The organism is Streptomyces sp. CA2R106 (assembly GCF_037034245.1).
In the GTDB taxonomy this organism is placed as follows: domain Bacteria; phylum Actinomycetota; class Actinomycetes; order Streptomycetales; family Streptomycetaceae; genus Actinacidiphila.
In genome coordinates this window covers 59,830-75,792 of sequence record NZ_JBAGKC010000028.1, presented here as the reverse complement: position 1 = coordinate 75,792, position 15,963 = coordinate 59,830, and the positions used below count along the sequence as shown (strand labels likewise).

Annotated in this window: 16 protein-coding genes; 8 read left to right on the top strand and 8 right to left on the bottom strand. The window is 73.3% G+C overall.

Going from position 1 to position 15,963, the window contains the following annotated elements; genetic code table 11:
• Positions 1–137: 137 nt before the first annotated feature.
• Entirely contained in the window at positions 138–881 is a 744-nt protein-coding gene (locus tag WA788_RS29115) for a methyltransferase domain-containing protein (RefSeq protein WP_335982288.1), read from the bottom strand.
• A 244-nt stretch (positions 882–1,125) separates the two neighbouring features.
• Positions 1,126–2,130, bottom strand: coding sequence for an NAD-dependent epimerase/dehydratase family protein (locus WA788_RS29110; RefSeq protein ID WP_335982286.1), 1,005 nt, complete (start codon positions 2,128–2,130; stop codon positions 1,126–1,128).
• Positions 2,131–2,281: 151 nt separating this feature from the next.
• Between WA788_RS29110 and WA788_RS29105 the strand changes: the two genes are divergently transcribed.
• Positions 2,282–3,100, top strand: a complete 819-nt coding sequence (locus WA788_RS29105; protein ID WP_335982284.1) for a helix-turn-helix domain-containing protein — start codon at positions 2,282–2,284, stop codon at positions 3,098–3,100.
• A gap of 110 nt (positions 3,101–3,210) precedes the next feature.
• Positions 3,211–3,672: a MaoC family dehydratase gene (locus WA788_RS29100; RefSeq protein ID WP_335982282.1), complete on the top strand. Its 462-nt coding sequence runs from the start codon at positions 3,211–3,213 to the stop codon at positions 3,670–3,672.
• 64 nt (positions 3,673–3,736) lie between these two features.
• Here WA788_RS29100 and WA788_RS29095 read toward each other — a convergent pair whose 3' ends face one another.
• Together WA788_RS29095 and WA788_RS29090 are read right to left on the bottom strand one after the other, a co-directional pair.
• On the bottom strand, positions 3,737–4,354 hold the full coding sequence (locus WA788_RS29095) for a TetR/AcrR family transcriptional regulator (RefSeq protein ID WP_335982280.1): 618 nt from the start codon (positions 4,352–4,354) through the stop codon (positions 3,737–3,739).
• A 119-nt stretch (positions 4,355–4,473) separates the two neighbouring features.
• A complete protein-coding gene (locus WA788_RS29090; RefSeq protein WP_335982338.1) occupies positions 4,474–5,622 on the bottom strand; it encodes an acyl-CoA dehydrogenase family protein in 1,149 nt (382 codons plus the stop codon).
• A gap of 76 nt (positions 5,623–5,698) precedes the next feature.
• On the opposite strand from WA788_RS29090, the gene WA788_RS29085 reads away from it, so the two are divergent.
• Complete coding sequence (locus tag WA788_RS29085) at positions 5,699–6,334, top strand: TetR/AcrR family transcriptional regulator (protein ID WP_335982278.1); 636 nt, start codon at positions 5,699–5,701, stop codon at positions 6,332–6,334.
• Between the two features lie 33 nt (positions 6,335–6,367).
• The gene (locus tag WA788_RS29080) at positions 6,368–6,907 is read left to right on the top strand and encodes a DUF402 domain-containing protein (protein ID WP_335982276.1); all 540 of its coding nucleotides are present in this window, start codon (positions 6,368–6,370) and stop codon (positions 6,905–6,907) included.
• A gap of 24 nt (positions 6,908–6,931) precedes the next feature.
• On the opposite strand, the gene WA788_RS29075 is transcribed toward WA788_RS29080, so the two are convergent.
• The 3 genes from WA788_RS29075 to WA788_RS29065 all read right to left on the bottom strand — a co-directional run bounded on the left by WA788_RS29075 (position 6,932) and on the right by WA788_RS29065 (position 10,384).
• Complete coding sequence (locus tag WA788_RS29075) at positions 6,932–8,014, bottom strand: zinc-binding dehydrogenase (RefSeq protein WP_335982274.1); 1,083 nt, start codon at positions 8,012–8,014, stop codon at positions 6,932–6,934.
• A 102-nt stretch (positions 8,015–8,116) separates the two neighbouring features.
• A complete protein-coding gene (locus tag WA788_RS29070; RefSeq protein WP_335982272.1) occupies positions 8,117–9,559 on the bottom strand; it encodes an aldehyde dehydrogenase family protein in 1,443 nt (480 codons plus the stop codon).
• Positions 9,560–9,778: 219 nt separating this feature from the next.
• Positions 9,779–10,384: a TetR/AcrR family transcriptional regulator gene (locus WA788_RS29065; RefSeq protein ID WP_335982270.1), complete on the bottom strand. Its 606-nt coding sequence runs from the start codon at positions 10,382–10,384 to the stop codon at positions 9,779–9,781.
• Between the two features lie 406 nt (positions 10,385–10,790).
• Between WA788_RS29065 and hmgA the strand changes: the two genes are divergently transcribed.
• Genes hmgA through WA788_RS29050 form a run of 3 tightly spaced genes read left to right on the top strand, consistent with a single transcriptional unit; the run spans position 10,791 to position 14,136 of the window.
• Positions 10,791–12,113, top strand: coding sequence for a homogentisate 1,2-dioxygenase (gene hmgA, locus WA788_RS29060; protein ID WP_335982268.1), 1,323 nt, complete (start codon positions 10,791–10,793; stop codon positions 12,111–12,113).
• Positions 12,110–12,865 carry a GntR family transcriptional regulator gene (locus WA788_RS29055; RefSeq protein ID WP_335982267.1) on the top strand — a complete coding sequence of 252 codons (756 nt, stop codon included), beginning with the start codon at positions 12,110–12,112 and terminating at the stop codon, positions 12,863–12,865. Before hmgA ends, WA788_RS29055 begins: the two co-directional genes overlap by 4 nt.
• Before the next feature lie 23 nt (positions 12,866–12,888).
• Positions 12,889–14,136, top strand: coding sequence for a type ISP restriction/modification enzyme (locus tag WA788_RS29050; RefSeq protein ID WP_443034110.1), 1,248 nt, complete (start codon positions 12,889–12,891; stop codon positions 14,134–14,136).
• A 93-nt stretch (positions 14,137–14,229) separates the two neighbouring features.
• On the opposite strand, the gene WA788_RS29045 is transcribed toward WA788_RS29050, so the two are convergent.
• Complete coding sequence (locus WA788_RS29045; RefSeq protein WP_335982264.1) at positions 14,230–14,493, bottom strand: hypothetical protein; 264 nt, start codon at positions 14,491–14,493, stop codon at positions 14,230–14,232.
• A gap of 301 nt (positions 14,494–14,794) precedes the next feature.
• On the opposite strand from WA788_RS29045, the gene WA788_RS29040 reads away from it, so the two are divergent.
• Positions 14,795–15,952 (top strand): DUF5925 domain-containing protein, encoded by a 1,158-nt coding sequence (locus tag WA788_RS29040; RefSeq protein WP_443034109.1) that lies wholly within the window; start codon positions 14,795–14,797, stop codon positions 15,950–15,952.
• Positions 15,953–15,963 lie beyond the last annotated feature (11 nt).

Here is a 15,963-nt window from a genome sequence, read left to right as displayed (position 1 = left end):
TGGATTCGGCCGGAGCCGGTTGTGGCGTGAACACGGTGATATGGGGGCAGATCACCCGGGCGCGGGGGCCGCGCGCAAGGTGGGGCCGCACACGAGGTGGGGCCGCGGCCCGTCCCGCGGTCGGGGAGTCGTCGTTTTCAGGCCGCCCGCAGCACGAACACGCCCCACCCGAGGTACCGGCGCTGGTACTCCAGGTGCGTACGGCGGCTGTGCGCCAGGAACTCCCGCATGTCCGCCGCGTCCCGGTGGTCCGGCGGCACCGCGCGCAGCCAGTCCGAGATCGCGAACCACTGCTCCGCGACGTAGCGGTCCCAGCTGTCGCCGTCCGCCAGCACCATCTCCACCAGTTCCGTCCCGGCGGCCTCGAACCGCTCCGAGGTGCCCACCAGCGAGGTGAACTCCTCCGGGCCGAACCCCATCGCCTCCAGCGCCTCCTCCGGCGCCGGCTCCGTCAGGTACGGCTCGCCGATGAGCATCAGCCCGCCCGGGCGCAGCGCCGGCCGCAGCAGTTCGATGGTGCCGCCGAGCCCGCCGCCGATCCACGTCGCCCCGATGCAGGACACGACGTCGTACGCCGCCGGCTCCGCCTCGTACGCCCCCGCGTCGCCGCGGACGAAGTCCAGCCGCTCGGCCACCCCCAGCTCCGCCGCGCGCAGCCGGGCCGCGGTCAGGAACACCTCGCTCAGGTCGACCCCGACGCCCCCGGTGCCGTACCGCTCCGCCCAGCGGGCGAGCATCTCCCCCTTCCCGCACGCCAGGTCGAGCTGCCGCTGCCCCTCCCGGAGGCGGCAGATCTCGCCGAGGAGCATCAGCTTCTCCTCGGTGATCGGGTTCAGGATGCGGTGCCCGGACTCGGCGATCTCGTGGTGGCGCAGGCTCATGCGGTTTCTCGGGCTCCTCGGGTACGGCGGCCCCGGCGGGGGCGGAACTCGCGCATCGTGCCCGATCCGGGAGGCGGACGCCACTCGATATCGCCTGGTGACGGGTCGACTTGTCGCTTTGCCGCGGGTGAGGGGGCCAGGTGGCGGGGCGCGGTGGGAGCGGGCGGCGGGACCGGGCGGCCGGGGGCGGGGGGCCGTTCGGCGGGCGGCCGGGGGCCGGGCGGCCTGGCGCCGGGGCCCGAGGCTAGCGCCGGTCGAGCCGCAGCAGGCTCTCCGCCGTCGCGAGCACCGCCTCCGCACCCGTCCGGGGCGCCCACCCCAGCAGCCGCCGGGCCTTCGCGCTGCTGGTGTGCCGTACCGCCACCGGTCCGGCGCCGGCCGCCTCCGCCGTCGGCACCTTCGCCGCTGCCGCGCCCAACCGCTCCTTCAGCAGCACCGCGACCTCGTGCAGGGACATCACGCCGTCGGCCGCCGCCACGAACCGCTCCCCCGCCGCGGCCGGGTCGGTCATCGCGCGCAGGTGCAGGTCGGCGACGTCGCGCACGTCCACCGCCGCGAAGTGCAGCCGCGGCACCTCGGCCATCGCGCCATCGAGCAGGTGGCGGACCAGGGCGACGGAGGCGGAGTAGTCGGGGCCGAGCACCGGGCCGAAGACACCCACCGGGTTGACCACCGCGAGTTCGGTCCCCGCGCCCTCCGCCGCCGCGAACCGCCAGGCGGCGCGCTCGGCCAGCGTCTTGGACCTGACGTAGGCGCTGACGCCCGGGCCCGCGAGGTCGGTCCAGCTCTCCTCGGTGAAGGGCGCCTCGGTCTGCGGGTGGCCGTAGCCGACCGCGCCGAACGACGAGGTGAGCACCACCCGCCGCACCCCCGCCGCGCGCGCCGCCCGCAACACGCGCAGGGCGCCGTCGCGGGCCGGCACGATCAGGTCGTCCTCGTGTGCGGGCTCGCCCGGCGGGAAGGGCGAGGCGACGTGCAGTACGTACGCGCACCCGTCGACGGCCTCGGCCCAGCCCTCGTCCCCGGCCAGGTCGGCGACGGCGAAGGTGACATCGGCGGCGGCGCCTGCGGGGCCGCCCGGTCCGCCCGCTCGCGCGAGGCCCTCCGCCACCATGGCGCGCACCTGCGCCTCCCGCGCCGCGGAACGCACCGTGGCCCGTACCCGGTATCCCGCCTCCAGCAGTCGTACGACGCAGTGCGCGCCCACGAATCCCGAACCGCCCGTGACCAGTACCCGTTCGCCGCTCATACCGCTTGCTCCCGCTCTCTCCGCCGTGCCGCCGGTCCGCCCGGTCGGCTCTGTCGATGGTGCGGCCGACCGTCACGCAGAGTAAGACCCTGCGGACACTGGTAGCGGGAGGGACAGGATGAGCGGCGCGCCCGGCCGTACGCTGGGTGGCATGGCCACGGTGAGCGAGCTGGGCGGCTATCTGCGGCTGCGGCGCGAGCGGCTGCGGCCGCAGGACGTGGGGCTGCCCGCGGGAAGCAGGCGCCGGGTGCCGGGGCTGCGGCGGGAGGAGGTCGCGCTGCTGGCCGGGATCAGCGTCGAGTACTACCTGCGGCTGGAGCAGGGCCGCGACCAGCACCCTTCGGACCAGGTGCTCGACAGCCTGGCCCGCGCGCTGCGGCTGGACGCCGACGCGGAGACCTATCTGCGCGCGCTCGCCCGGCCGCGGCGCCCGGCGGCCCGGCACGGCGGCGGCGCGCTGCGGCCGGAACGGGCCGGCGCGGGCGTACGGTCGCTGATCGACAGCTGGACCGCCACTCCCGCGACAGTGGTCGGCCGCTCCCTGACCACGCTGGCCGCGAACCCGCTCGCCGTCGCGCTCAACCCGTACTTCGCCCCCGGCACCAGCACGTTGCGCGCCGCCTTCCTCGAACCGGCGATGCGCGCGTACTACCGCGACTGGGACGCCATGACCGCGAAGACCGTGGCCCATCTGCGCTCGATGGCCGCGGGGGTGGACGACCCGCGGCTGCTGGCGCTGATCGGCGAGCTGACCCTGCGCAGCGAGCGGTTCCGCACGCTGTGGGCGCGGCAGGACGTGCGGATCAGGACCAGCGGGGTCACGCTGCTGCGGCACCCGCGGGTCGGCGACCTCGACCTGCACTACGAGAAGCTGGCGCTGCCGCAGGCGCCCGGGCAGATGTTGATCACGTACCACGCGCGGCCGGGCACCGCGTCGTCCGCACGGCTCGAGCTGCTGGCCCGCGGCTGAACCGACCGCGGCACGGCGGGCCGTACGGCGTCGGCACGTTGACACGACGGGTGGACCGAACCATGCTGAGCAAGCGCTTGGAAACCCGTCGTCCAGGAGGTCCCACCGCCATGTCGCAGCCCCGCGTCTTCGCCTCGCTCGACGAGCTGCGCGCCGCCGTCGGCGTGCAACTCGGCTGGACGGACTGGATCGAGGTCGACCAGACGCGGATCGACCGCTTCGCCGAGGCGACCGGGGACCACCAGTGGATTCACGTCGACCCCGAACGGGCGGCGCAGGGACCTTTCGGCACCACCATCGCGCACGGCTTCCTCACGCTCTCGCTGATCCCGTCGCTGACCCCGCTGCTGTTCAGCGTCGAGGGGGTGCGGATGGGCGTCAACTACGGCCTGAACAAGGTCCGTTTCCCCGCCCCCGTGCCGGTCGGCTCCCGGCTGCGGGCCACCGCGGAGATCGCGGAGGTGTCGGAGGCGGGCGGGGGCGTGCAACTCGTCTCCCAGGTGACCATCGAACGCGAGGGCGGCGAGAAGCCGGTGTGCGTGGCCGAGACCGTGGTGCGCTTCTACCTCTGAGCAGCTCTTCGCACGTCTTGGCACCTCCGAGCGCCGGCTCCGAGCAGGCCCGAGCGCCGCTCGGTCAGTCGATCCGGCGGACCATCCGCAGCACCAGCCCGGCGTAGAGCGCGCCCACCTCGTCGGGGGTGCGGCTGCCGTCGGGGCTGAACCACCGGGCCACGTCGATGCAGAGCGACAGCACCGCGAGGGTGGTCCCGGAGACGTCGGGCACGTCGAACTCCCCGGTCGCCACCCCGTCCTTGATGATCGTCCGGATCGCGTCCTCGCTCTGCCGGCGCAGTACGACGATCTCCCGGTAGTGCTCGGGGGCGAGGGCACCGAGTTCGTACTGCACGATGCGGCCGGTGGTGTGGTGCTCGGCGTGCCAGCGCACGAACACGCGGACCGCCCCCGCGAGCCGTTCGGCCGGGGTGCCCTCGGCGTCGCGCGCCTCCGCCAGCATCGCCAGCGACCGGTGGTGGCCGACCTTGCTGATCTGGTAGAGCAGCTCTTCCTTGGTCTTGTAGTGGATGTAGAGCGCGGCGGGGCTCATCCCGGCCCGCCCGGCGATGTCCCGGGTGGTGGTGGCGTGATAGCCGCGCTCCGCGAACGCCTCGACCGCGGCGATCACCAGCCGCCTCGCGGCGTCGGGGGTGATGTCACCCCACGCCTCGCCGGTCGCCTCCTCCGCAGCAGTCATCCCACGCTCCTCACACCTGTCCACCCACTTGGCCGACAGGGCCATACCCTACCGTCCCGGGTGAGCAAGCGCTTAGCCAACGGCGCGGAGCCAGGCGCGCGGCGCGTGCGGACGGCTCCCTAGAACGCGGACACACCGGTCAGCGCCCGCCCGATGAGCAGCTTGTGTATCTGGCTGGTGCCCTCGTACAGCGTCATCACCCGCGCGTCCCGCAGCAGCTTGCCCGCCGGATACTCGTCGATATAGCCATAGCCCCCGAACACCTGCACCGCGTTGTTGGCGCAGCGCACCGCGGCCTCGCTGGCGTAGAGCTTGGCGACCGACGACTCCGTGGCGAAGGGCTGCCCGCGGTCGATGAGGTCGGCGACGCGCCAGGTCAGCAGTCGTGCGGCGGCCACGTCGACGGCGATGTCGGCGATCATCTCCTGCACCAGCTGGTGCCGGGCGATCGGCACCCCGAACTGCTCGCGCTGCCCGGCGTATCCGGTGGCCGCCTCCAGGCACGCCTGCGCGATGCCGACACATCCCGCGGCCACCGACATCCGCCCCTTGGCCAGCGCGGACATCGCCACCGAGAAGCCCTTGCCCTCGGGCCCGAGCATCGCGTCCGCCGGGACCCGCACCGCGTCCAGCACCAGTTCGGCCGTGGCCTGCCCGCGCAGCCCCAGCTTGCCGTGCACCTCGCGGCGGGTGAGGCCGGGCGCGTCGGCCGGCACGAGGAAGGCGCTCACCCCCCGGTGCCCCTCCCCTCCGGTGCGTGCGAAGAGCAGGACGACATCCGCCCAGGTGCCGTTGGTGATGAACATCTTGCTGCCGGTGATCTCGTACGCGTCGCCGTCCCGCACCGCGCGCGTGGTGAGGTTGGCGGCGTCCGAACCGGTCCCGGGCTCGGTGAGGCCGAAGCAGCCGACCGCGTCACCGGCTGTCAGCCGCGGCAGCCACTCCCGCTTCTGGGCCGGGCTGCCCCAGTGCGCTATCGACTTGGCGACAAGGCCGAGCGAGACCGACACGATCCCGCGCACCGCGGAGTCCCCGCGCCCCAACTCCTCGGTGACCAGGCAGTACGCCAGGTGGTCGCCGCCCGAACCGCCGTACTCCTCGTCGATCGTCAGCCCCAGGAAGCCGAGCGCGCCGAGCTTCTTCACGATCCCGCGGTCCACGCTCTCCGCCCGGTCCCACCCGGCGGCGTACGGCGCGATCTCCCGGTCTGCGAAATCCCTCGCCAGCGCCTTCACGGCAGCCTGCTCCTCGGACAGCTCAAGGTCCACCGCGGTCACCCGGCCCTTCCACACCCATTAAACTAACGGCGCTAGTTTTCTGTCGGCAGCCTCTACTATGTGCCGCATGGCCCGCCCCCGCAAGCCCCTGCTCAGCCGCGACCGCATCGTGACGACGGCGCTCGCCCTCATCGACGAGGAGGGCCTCGACGCGCTGTCCACCCGCCGCCTCGCCGCCGAGCTCGGGGTCAGCGGGCCCTCCCTCTACAACCACTTCGCCACCAAGGACGCGATCCTCGACGCCGCCGCCGACACGGTCATCGCCCAGGTCGACCTGTCGATGTTCGCCCCCTCGCCCGACGGCCGGCCCGACTGGCGCGCCGCCCTCCTGGCCTGGGGCCGCTCCTACCGCGCCGCGCTGACCGAGCACCCGCACATCGTGCCCTTCCTCGCCGTCGGCCCCGGGCTGCGGCCGGCCGGCCTGCGGATGGCCGACGCCGTCTTCGGCGCCATGGTCGAGGCCGGCTGGCCCGCCGCCCAGGCGACGCACATCGGCGCCCTGATGCGCTACTTCGTCACCGGCTCGGCGCTCGGCTCCTTCGCCGCCGGCTTCGTCGGCGACCCCCAGGCGTACGACCCGGCCGACTACCCGCACCTCGGCCAGGCCCACCTGCTGGCCGAACGCCGCGAGCAGATCGACCAGGGAGCGTTCGAAACCGGCCTGCGTGCGCTCATCGACGGACTGGCACTCCAATTCCGCTGAGCGCACCGCCCCTCCGGTGACAGCATGACGCACATGCCCGCTTTCGACGGAACCGCCGATGATCTCGTCCAGGTCAACTGGACCAAGTACGACGGCTCGTTGCACTGGAACCTGAAGATGCGCCGGCTCGGTGAGGACGAGCACGGAACGTGGCTCGGCCTCCCCGCCGGCAGCACCACGCGCAAGGGCTACGACCTGACCATGAACCTTCCCGAAGCCCACATCCTCCTCCTCCCCCTCGACTCCTGGTGGACCGCCACCTTCAACGCCGCCCCGCACCGCACCGAGATCTACTGCGACATCACCACCCCGCCGCAGTGGCCGTCGGCGACCGAAGTGACCATGGTCGACCTCGACCTCGACGTCCTGCGCCGCCGCGGCACCCGGCTCCCGGTCCTCGTCGACGAGGACGAGTTCGCCGAACACCAGGTGCGGTACGGCTATCCCGCCGACGTCATCCGCTCCGCCGTCCAGTCCGCGTCCTGGCTGATGCACGCGGTCACCGAGCGCTCCGGTCCCTTCGACGGCGCCCACGAACCCTGGCTGGCCCAGGTCGCCCAGCCCTCACCCTGATATTCGCCCACCCGCGGCGGCCGGTCAGAACACCACCAGGGCCCGGCCGCCGCGGCCGGCGGTCATCGCCTCGAAGGCATCCGGTATGCCGTCGAGGCCGATGCGGTCGGTGACCAGTGCGGACAGGTCGAGCCGCCCTTCGCGTGCGTGCCCGGCGAGGACGGGGAGATCCTTCGCCGGGTCGCAGTTGCCGTACACGCACCCCGACAACGTGCGGCCGAAGTAGAAGAGTTCCAGCGCGCTGAAAGTGACCTGCTGGTCCTGCCCGCCGATACCGACGACCGCGGTCCGCCCGCCCCGCCGGGTGGACGACCACGCGGTGCGGATCGTCTCCGCACGGCCCACGCACTCCACCGCGGCGTCCGCGCCGTGACCGCCGGTCAGCTTCCGGACCCGCCTGGCGGTGTCCTCGCCCGCCACCACGAAGTCCGTGGCGCCCGCCGCCCTGGCCAACTCCTCCTTGCCCGGCGCCACGTCGACCGCGATGATCCGCTCCGCCCCGGCGATCCGGGCCGACTGGAGCACCGCCAGGCCGACCCCGCCCACTCCGTACACCGCGACCGACTCCCCGGGCCGCACCCCGGCCACATGGTGCACCGCGCCGTAGCCGGTCAGCACCGCGCAGCCGAGCAGCGCCGCGTCAGCCAGCGGCACCCCCGCGGGCAGCGGCAGCACCGCGTTCGCCGCCACCACGGTCTCCTCCGCGAACACCGCGGTGCCCAGCCCGGGATACAGTTCGCTGCCGTCCGCGGCCAGTCGCGCGTAGGGCGCTGCCGCCGCCGCGCCCGCGTCGGCGCACAGCCACGGCTCCGCCAGCCCGCAGAAGTGGCAGCTGCCGCAGGCCGGTGCCCAGTTGAGCACCACCTCGGCGCCGACCTCGACATGGGTGACACCTTCGCCCACCTCCACCACGGTGCCCGCGCCCTCGTGGCCGAGCACCGCCGGCACCGGCTGCCGCAGCGTGCCGTTGGACAGCGACAGGTCCGAGTGGCACACCCCCGCCGCCGCCAGCCGCACCCGCACCTGGCCGGGCCCGGGCGACGGCAACTCGATGTCGGTGACCAGCAGTGGAGCGTTCACTTCGGGCAGTACGGCAGCACGGACCACGGTCTCTCCTGGACTTCTCGCGACGGACGTCGGCATCGGACGGTCGAACGGTGGGAGCGGGCGGTACGGCTTTCCCGGTGCGGCCTGCTCAGTGCGGCCTGCTCAGAACTGCAGGGACTTCGTCTGGAGGTACTCCGCCAGGCCGTGCGGACCCAGCTCCCGCCCGACACCCGACTGCTTGTACCCGCCGAAGGGCGCCCGAGGGTTGAACCGGCCGCCGTTGATGTCGACCTGGCCGGTCTCCATCCGCCGGGCGAAGGCGACCGCCTCCGCCTCGTCGGCGCCCCATACGGCCCCGGCCAGCCCGTACACGGTGCCGTTGGCGATCCGCAGCGCGTCCTCCTCGTCCTCGTACCGTATGAGCACCACCACCGGGCCGAAGATTTCCTCCTGGGCGATCGTCATTTCCGGGGCGACGTCGGTGAAGACGGTGGGGCGCACGTAGTAGCCGGTGGTGAGGCCCTCGGGTGCGTCGGGGCCGCCGATCGCGACCTTGGCACCCTCCTCCATACCCTTGGTGATGTAGCCGCGGACCCGCTGCCGCTGCTTCGCGCTGACCACCGGGCCCAGCCGTTCGCCGGGGACGTACTTCGCGGCGGCGGTCGTGGCCAGTTCGACCGCCTCCTCGTAGCGGGCGGAGTCCACCAGCATCCGGGTCCAGGCGCTACAGGTCTGGCCGGAGTTGGCGAAGACGTTCGCCACCCCGACGTTGACCGCGCGGGCCAGGTCCGCGCCCGGCAGGATCACGTTCGCCGACTTGCCGCCGAGTTCGAGCGCGACCCGCTTGACCGCGCCGCCCGCCGCCGCGCCTATCTGCCGCCCCACCGCGGTCGAGCCGGTGAAGGACACCAGGTCGACCCCGGGGTGCTCCGCGAGCGCCTGGCCCGCGACCGGTCCGAGCCCGGTGACCAGGTTGAACACCCCGGCGGGCAGGCCCGCGGCGTGCAGGATCTCCGCCATCAACTGGGCCACGAGCGGGGTGTCCTCGGCCGGCTTGAGGACCACGGTGCACCCCGCGGCGAGGGCGGGCGCCACCTTCGCCACCACCTGGTGCAGCGGGTAGTTCCAGGGCGTGATGGCACCGACCACGCCGACGGGTTCGTGCAGCACCCGGGAGTTGCCGATGCGCTCCTCGAAGCTGTGTTCGGCGGTGAGTTCGGCGAACGACCTCATCACCGCGGTGGGCATGTCGGTGTGCACCGCCATCGCGAACTTCGGCGGCGCGCCCAGTTCGGCGGCGACCGTGGCGGCGATCTCGTCGCGCCGCTCGGCCATCAGATCCGCCGCGGCGGCCAGCACCACCGCCCGCTGCTCGGGCTCGGTCGCCGCCCATCCGGGCAGCGCCCGGCGGGCCGCCCGCACCGCCGTGTCCACGTCGCGGGCATCGCCGGCCGGGACGCGGGCGATCACCTGCTCGGTCGCGGGGTCGACCACGTCGATCCACGCGTCGGCCAGCGCCGGCTGCCAGCGCCCGTCGACATAGAGTTCGTCGCGCCCCTGGTGGACGCCCTCGCCACCGCCTGCCGTGCCTGTCCTGCTGTCCACGCTGCTGCCCTCCGCATCCTGTTTCCGCCCGCGACGCCAAACTAGCGCCGATAGTTTTGTGTGGCCAGTGCCCGCCCGATCCCCCTCGGGCCCATGTATGCGATCGCCGGCCACTCGCGTCATACCGCCGGTCCTCGTCGATCCCGCCCGACCGGCGCCGAGTGGCTCCACCATCGATCTACCCCGACTACACAGAGTTACCCATCGAATGCGGGTTCGCTATTCGAGCACGGTCCCGAGATAGGCCCTGACCAGCACTTTCACCTCGTCGATCACGCGTGAATCACCCATTCGGCCGACACGGAACGCGAGCTGGAGCGCCGCGTCGGCGGCCTCGACCGCGACGGTCAGCGCCAGCCGCAGCCGCGGGTCCGCGGGGTCGGCGGTGAGCCGGTCGCCCAGCAGTTCCGGCAGCCGGTCGGCGAGGTCCTGGTTGCTCTCGTCGGGGGCACCGAACTCCACCAGCGCGAAGCCGGGCGCGGTCCGCTTCATCGCGGTGTACTCGTCAACCAGCACGTCGACAGCGGCCCGCCAGTCCGTTCCGGTGCCCGGCTCGGCCAGCCGCGCCGCCGTGCGGTCGAGGAACTCGTCGAGATTGCGGTGGGCCAGCGCGTCGGTCATGGCTCGTTTGTCGGAGAAGAAGCGGTAGACGGAGCCGATGGGCACTCCGGCACGCGCCGCCACCGCCCGAGTGCTGAGCCGCTCGTACCCGCCTTCGTCGAGTTCGCGGGCGCAGGCGTCGAGGATGCGGGCGAGGCGCTCGGCGCTGCGGCGCTGGACGGGGACGCGGCGCAGCGCGCCCCCTGCGGACTCCGGCCCCGGCATGGCGGGTTCAGCCCGCGGCCGCGGCATCGAGCGGACCGGACGGCTCGGACGGCCGCCTCACGCGTGCGATCCGCGGCCCGCGGGTCGCCGTCGGTTCCGTCCTGCCTGCGGCGCCGCGCGCCCGCCCGACGACGCGCCGCCCACTTCCGTACCCGCCCGGTCCCGCCACGGCGCGCCTCCCGCCCCTGCCCGCCGATCGAACCGGCGGCCTGCTGCCGCTCCACCCTAGCCAAGGCCGTTGCGCACCCCCAGGCCCGCGCCCCCAAGCCCGCGCCCTCGGCACCGCACCCCGCCCCTCCCCGCCCCGGCCGGCACACCCGCCCCATCCGTGCGCGGCCGCGAGGCTTGCCGCCGCGATTCCTATGGCCCAGCATAGGAATGACGACGGCAGGACGGGGAGCGAAGCATGGAGCTGCAAGGCGCCGGGCCCGGCGACGAGGGCAAGGACCTGGACTACCAGCCGGGATTCGGCAACGAGCACAGCACGGAGGCCGTACCGGGCGCCCTCCCCGTGGGGCGCAACGCCCCGCAGCGCGCGCCTCTCGGGCTGTACGCCGAGCAGCTCAGCGGCACCGCCTTCACCGAGCCCCGGGCGCACAACCACCGCAGCTGGCTCTACCGCATCCGCCCGTCCGCCGCCCACCCCCCGTTCCACCGCGTGCCGAACGGGGCGCTGCGCAGCGCCCCCTTCCACGACGTGGAGCCGGACCCCAACCGCCTGCGCTGGGGCCCCCTTCCGTTCCCCGACGAACCCACGGACTTCGTCCAGGGCCTGGTCACCGTGGGGGGCAACGGTGATGTGCTGCGCCGCGAGGGCATCGGCATCCACTGGTACGCGGCGAACACCTCGATGGACCGCCGCGTGTTCTCCTGCGCCGACGGCGAGTTCCTGATCGTCCCCGAGCAGGGCGCCCTGCTGCTGCGCACCGAACTGGGCGTGCTGCGCGCCGAGCCCGGCCATGTCGCCCTGATCCCGCGCGGGGTCCGCTTCCGGGTGGAGCTGCTGGAGTCGACCGCCCGGGGCTATGTGTGCGAGAACTACGGCCGCCCGTTCCAACTCCCCGACCTCGGCCCGATCGGCGCCAACGGCCTGGCGAACGCACGGGACTTCCTCGCCCCGGTCGCCGCCTACGAGGACCGCGAGGAGGACACCGAGGTCGTCAGCAAGTTCGGCGGCAACCTGTGGGCCGCCGTCTACGACCACTCCCCGCTCGACGTGGTGGCCTGGCACGGCAACCATGTGCCCTACCTCTACGACCTGCACCGCTTCAACGTCCTGGGCTCGATCAGCTACGACCACCCGGACCCGTCCATCTTCACCGTCCTCACCTCCCCGTCGGACACCCCCGGGCTCGCGGGCGCGGACTTCGTGGTGTTCGCCCCGCGCTGGCTGGTCGGCGAGGACACCTTCCGCCCGCCGTACTTCCACCGGAACGTGATGTCGGAGTTCATGGGGCTGGTCGAGGGCGCCTACGACGCGAAGGCCGAGGGGTTCGTCCCCGGCGGTGCCTCGCTGCACAACATGATGTCCGCGCACGGACCGGACCGCACGACGTACGACCGGGCCAGCACCGCGGAACTGCGCCCGCAGAAGGTCGACGACGGGCTGGCGTTCATGTTCGAGACGCGCTGGCCGGTGGTGCCGACCGGGTTCGCGATGGGCGCGGAGCACCGCCAGGCCGGGTACGACTCGGTCTGGGAGGGGCTTGAGCGAAACTTCCGGCCGTGACGACCGCGAACGCCTTCGCCCCCGACTCCCTGGTGCTCAACGGCAAACTGCCCCTGTGGTACCAGGTCTCGCAGTCCCTGCGCGCCTCGATACTGGGCCGCCCCGCGGACGCCCCGCTGCGGCTGCCCACCGAGGAGGAACTCGCCGCGCACTACGGGGTGAGCGTGCTCACCCTGCGCCAGGCGCTCAAGGAGTTGGAGGCCGAGGGGCTGATATCCCGTCACCGCAGGCGCGGCACCTTCATCGAACCGACCGCGCGGCGCGCAGTGCCGGTGAAGCTGCTCGGCTCGGTGGACGCCATCGTCGCCCAGCAGTCCGGCGGCCGCACCACGATCCTCTCCCACGGCCCGGCTCCCCTGCCGCCGGACGCGGCCGAGCACTTCCCCGGCCGCACCGAGGCCGTCTCCTTCCGGCGGCTGCGCCACGACGAGTCCGGCGAACCCTCCAACTGGGCGCAGAACTACGTCCGTCCCGAACTCGCCGCCGGCATCGACCTCGCCGACCTGGAACGCTGGCCGATGACGAAGGTCCTGCGCGACGTGCTGGGCGTGCGGATGAGCCGCATCACCGACACCGTGACGGCCCGCCTCGCCGACCCCGACACCGCCCGCCTGCTCGGCGTACCGCTGCTCAGCCCGATACTGCACTACACCGGCGTGACCTACGACGACACCGGCCAGGTGGTGGACGTGGCACACATCCACTACCGCGGCGACAGGTTCTCCTTCAGCGTGACGATGGAGGCACCCTGAGGGGCGTCAGTAGCATGCATGTGGTGAGCGATGACGCGCCTTTGCTGCACGACCTGATGCCCTGGTCGGTCCGCCCGCTGCGCATCGGCCGCGGCTGGCCGATGGCATCCGACTCCGCCTGCCTGCGAGCCCGCTGGACGCTCCTCACCACCGCCCCGGACGACAGCGCCAAAGCCACCCTGCTGCACCCCACCCGCGCCCGGGGCCTGCACACCCCGGTCGCCCAGCTCCCCGGCCACCAGACCCCCACCACCGCGATCTCCCGCGAGGCGGGCCGCTGCCCGGAGCCGGTCCGCATCCAGCACGGACCGTACGACCAGCAGTGGCTGATACCCGATCACCGGCTGATCGACGTGGCCCGGCCCGAGCTGTGGCGGATCGCCGACGACCGGCAGGTCTTCGCGGTCGAGCACACCCCGCTGCCGGACACCGAGGAAGCCGCGGTGACCTTCAGCGCCCTGCTTCCGGACGGGCGTTCCCCGGCCGGCAAGCCCGCGCTGATCCGGCCGCTGTACCGGCAGCCCGGCGGCCGCGACCCCAACCTCGCGCCGGGCCTGACCGCTTGGCTCGCCGGCCGCCTGGGCACCGGAGTCACCGCCGAGGACACCCTCGCCTGGATCGCGGCCGCGGCCCGGCCCGGCCACCGGGGCTGCGCGGTGCCGCTCCCCCGCGGCCTGGACCAGTGGCGGGAGGGAACCGCCCTGGGCCGCAGGTCCCTGTGGCTGCACACCCGCGGTGCCCGCTGCGCCGACCCCGGGCAGGGCCGCGACGCCTCCCGGCTGCGACCGCCCGGCGGCAGCCGCCCCTACGTCCGGGCACCGCTGCCGGACCGGCCCCGGCCGGACGACCTGCGGTACGACCCGCAGGAGCGCGCCCTGTGGATCGGGACCGGCCAGGTCGCGCCGGTGGCGCCCGCGGCCTGGGAGGCCAGCGCGGGCGGCGTACGGGTCCTGGAGGCGTGGTACGGGAGGCGGACCGCCTCCGGGGAGCAGGGCTCGCTCGAAGCGCTGCGGCCGGCCTCCTGGAGCCGGGCCACGACCTCGGAACTACTGGAACTGATCGGCGTACTGACGCTGCTCGCCGAACTCCGGGAGGAACTGGCGGACTTCGCGGCGCGGTCGGCCGCTACGGGCGTCGACAGGGCGGATACCACCGGCGCGGTGGCACTGCGAACCGCCGGAGTCCTTCCGGTGCCCCCGGCCAGGCGCAGGCCGGCCTCGGTACTGGAGCACCAGGAAGAAGGTCCCGACGGGCAGTTCGCCCTGCTGTGACGGCGGTGCGGTGGGTCGGCTGCGGCCGCTGGGGAGGACGGCCGCACACACCCCACCGCATGGACAGCAGGACGGACGCGAACTGCTCGTGGCTCAGCGGTGGTTGCCGAAGAGCGTCCTCCGCAGTCGACGCAGCGGCGCGAACAGCGACACCCGGGCGCTCCTGCTGGTCCTGACCCGCGTGGTGTCACGCGCCGTCAGCTCCCGCAGCAGCACGGTGGCCTCCTCGGCCTCGCGCTGCGGAACGGCCGGGCCGGCCAGTATCGCAAGGTGCCGGTCCAGACGCGCACTGGACGCCGTAGTACCGCAGTTGATGGCAGGCACTCTGGACCTGCTGTGCATCGCTATCTGTTCCATGACTCTCCCCACCCTGTCGAGGGCACCCAGCACGGGCAGGGTAACCCTATCGCCCCGTCACGTCACGTGCGCATCCCCCGCCGCCCCGGTCGCCCGATTCGCCCTCCACCCAAGGGGGTTGACGCGGTACAGGGCGCAAAGGAGGACGGCATCGCACGTCATCGCTCCGGCCTCACCGGAATCATTTCCGGACACACGTACGGCAAATCAACCCTTTCGAGGGGTTTGGAAGTTCGCGTAACAGCCCGAGTCGAACCGAAAAGCGCTGGGCGATCGCGCCGCCGTGCCGGATCATGGCCTCATGTCCGCCACATCCCGTCCGCCGAGGAGGCACGTGCCGCCCACCTCTCCCGCCGCCGACGCGAAGGCCGCCGCGGCCGCCGATCCGTTCCGCGCCCTGCCGGTCCACCTGCGGCTGGACGACAGCGACTCCCCGTCCGACGTCGTCGACGCCCTGTTCCTGGGGCGCTTCACCTCGGGACAGCAGCCTTTCGCCCGCAGCAGTTCCCTGGAGAACGTCAAGGCCGGCCTCACTTTGCTGCCGCCGGACGCGACCGTGCTGCGGCAGGCCCGCGACAAGGACCGCAGTGCCCTCCTGGCCGAGGGGGAGGACTGGACGATCCTCGTCTCGCGCTGGAACCGGGGCGCCGACGTCACGGTGACGGCGACCTCCGACGAACTCGCCGAGCGGGTGCTGAAGTCGGCGGTCGAGGACGCGGAGGACGAACCGGAGCCGCAGCCGGAGACCGTCACCATGGGCTTCTGGTACGTCTCCCCCCGGCGCGGCCCGCACCGCACCACCCGGAAGATCTCCGCCGACACCTGGGACGAGCTGCGCGGCAACTACTCGGCACCGGTCGCCGACGCCATGGACGGCCTGATGAAGATGACCGCCGACGACGTCACCGGGCGGCTGCTCCTGCTCCACGGACCGCCCGGCACCGGCAAGACGTCCGCCCTGCGCACCCTGGCCCGCTCGTGGCGCGACTGGTGCCAGGTGGACTGCGTCCTGGACCCCGAACGCCTCTTCAACGACGTCGGCTACCTGATGGACATCGCCATCGGCGAGGACGAGAGCGAGGGCGGCCGCTGGCGGCTGCTCCTGCTGGAGGACTGCGACGAACTCATCCGCGGCCAGGCCAAGCACGAGACCGGCCAGGCGCTGTCCCGGCTGCTCAACCTCACCGACGGGCTGCTCGGCCAGGGCCGCAACGTCCTGGTCGGCATCACCACCAACGAAGCCCTGGAACGCCTGCACCCGGCTGTCGTCCGGCCCGGCCGCTGCCTCGCCCGCATCGAGGTCGGCCCGCTGAACCGCGAGGAGGCGGTGCGGTGGCTCGGCACCAGCGAGGGCATCGGACGCGAGGGCGCCACCCTCGCCGAGCTGTACGCCCTGCGCCGCGGCGCCTCGCCCACCCTCGCCGTGCCGCCCCAGGCGGAAGGCGGCCTCTACCTGTGACGGCCGGGCCC

What these genes read in the sequence shown, in the direction of transcription:
- WA788_RS29115 (WP_335982288.1), bottom strand. Translation starts at nt 881, where the DNA reads ATGAGCCTGCGCCACCACGAGATCGCCGAGTCCGGGCACCGCATCCTG.
- WA788_RS29110 (WP_335982286.1), bottom strand. Translation starts at nt 2,130, where the DNA reads ATGAGCGGCGAACGGGTACTGGTCACGGGCGGTTCGGGATTCGTGGGC.
- WA788_RS29105 (WP_335982284.1), top strand. Translation starts at nt 2,282, where the DNA reads ATGGCCACGGTGAGCGAGCTGGGCGGCTATCTGCGGCTGCGGCGCGAG.
- WA788_RS29100 (WP_335982282.1), top strand. Translation starts at nt 3,211, where the DNA reads ATGTCGCAGCCCCGCGTCTTCGCCTCGCTCGACGAGCTGCGCGCCGCC.
- WA788_RS29095 (WP_335982280.1), bottom strand. Translation starts at nt 4,354, where the DNA reads ATGACTGCTGCGGAGGAGGCGACCGGCGAGGCGTGGGGTGACATCACC.
- WA788_RS29085 (WP_335982278.1), top strand. Translation starts at nt 5,699, where the DNA reads ATGGCCCGCCCCCGCAAGCCCCTGCTCAGCCGCGACCGCATCGTGACG.
- WA788_RS29080 (WP_335982276.1), top strand. Translation starts at nt 6,368, where the DNA reads ATGCCCGCTTTCGACGGAACCGCCGATGATCTCGTCCAGGTCAACTGG.
- WA788_RS29065 (WP_335982270.1), bottom strand. Translation starts at nt 10,384, where the DNA reads ATGCCGGGGCCGGAGTCCGCAGGGGGCGCGCTGCGCCGCGTCCCCGTC.
- hmgA (WP_335982268.1), top strand. Translation starts at nt 10,791, where the DNA reads ATGGAGCTGCAAGGCGCCGGGCCCGGCGACGAGGGCAAGGACCTGGAC.
- WA788_RS29045 (WP_335982264.1), bottom strand. Translation starts at nt 14,493, where the DNA reads ATGGAACAGATAGCGATGCACAGCAGGTCCAGAGTGCCTGCCATCAAC.
- WA788_RS29040 (WP_443034109.1), top strand. Translation starts at nt 14,795, where the DNA reads ATGTCCGCCACATCCCGTCCGCCGAGGAGGCACGTGCCGCCCACCTCT.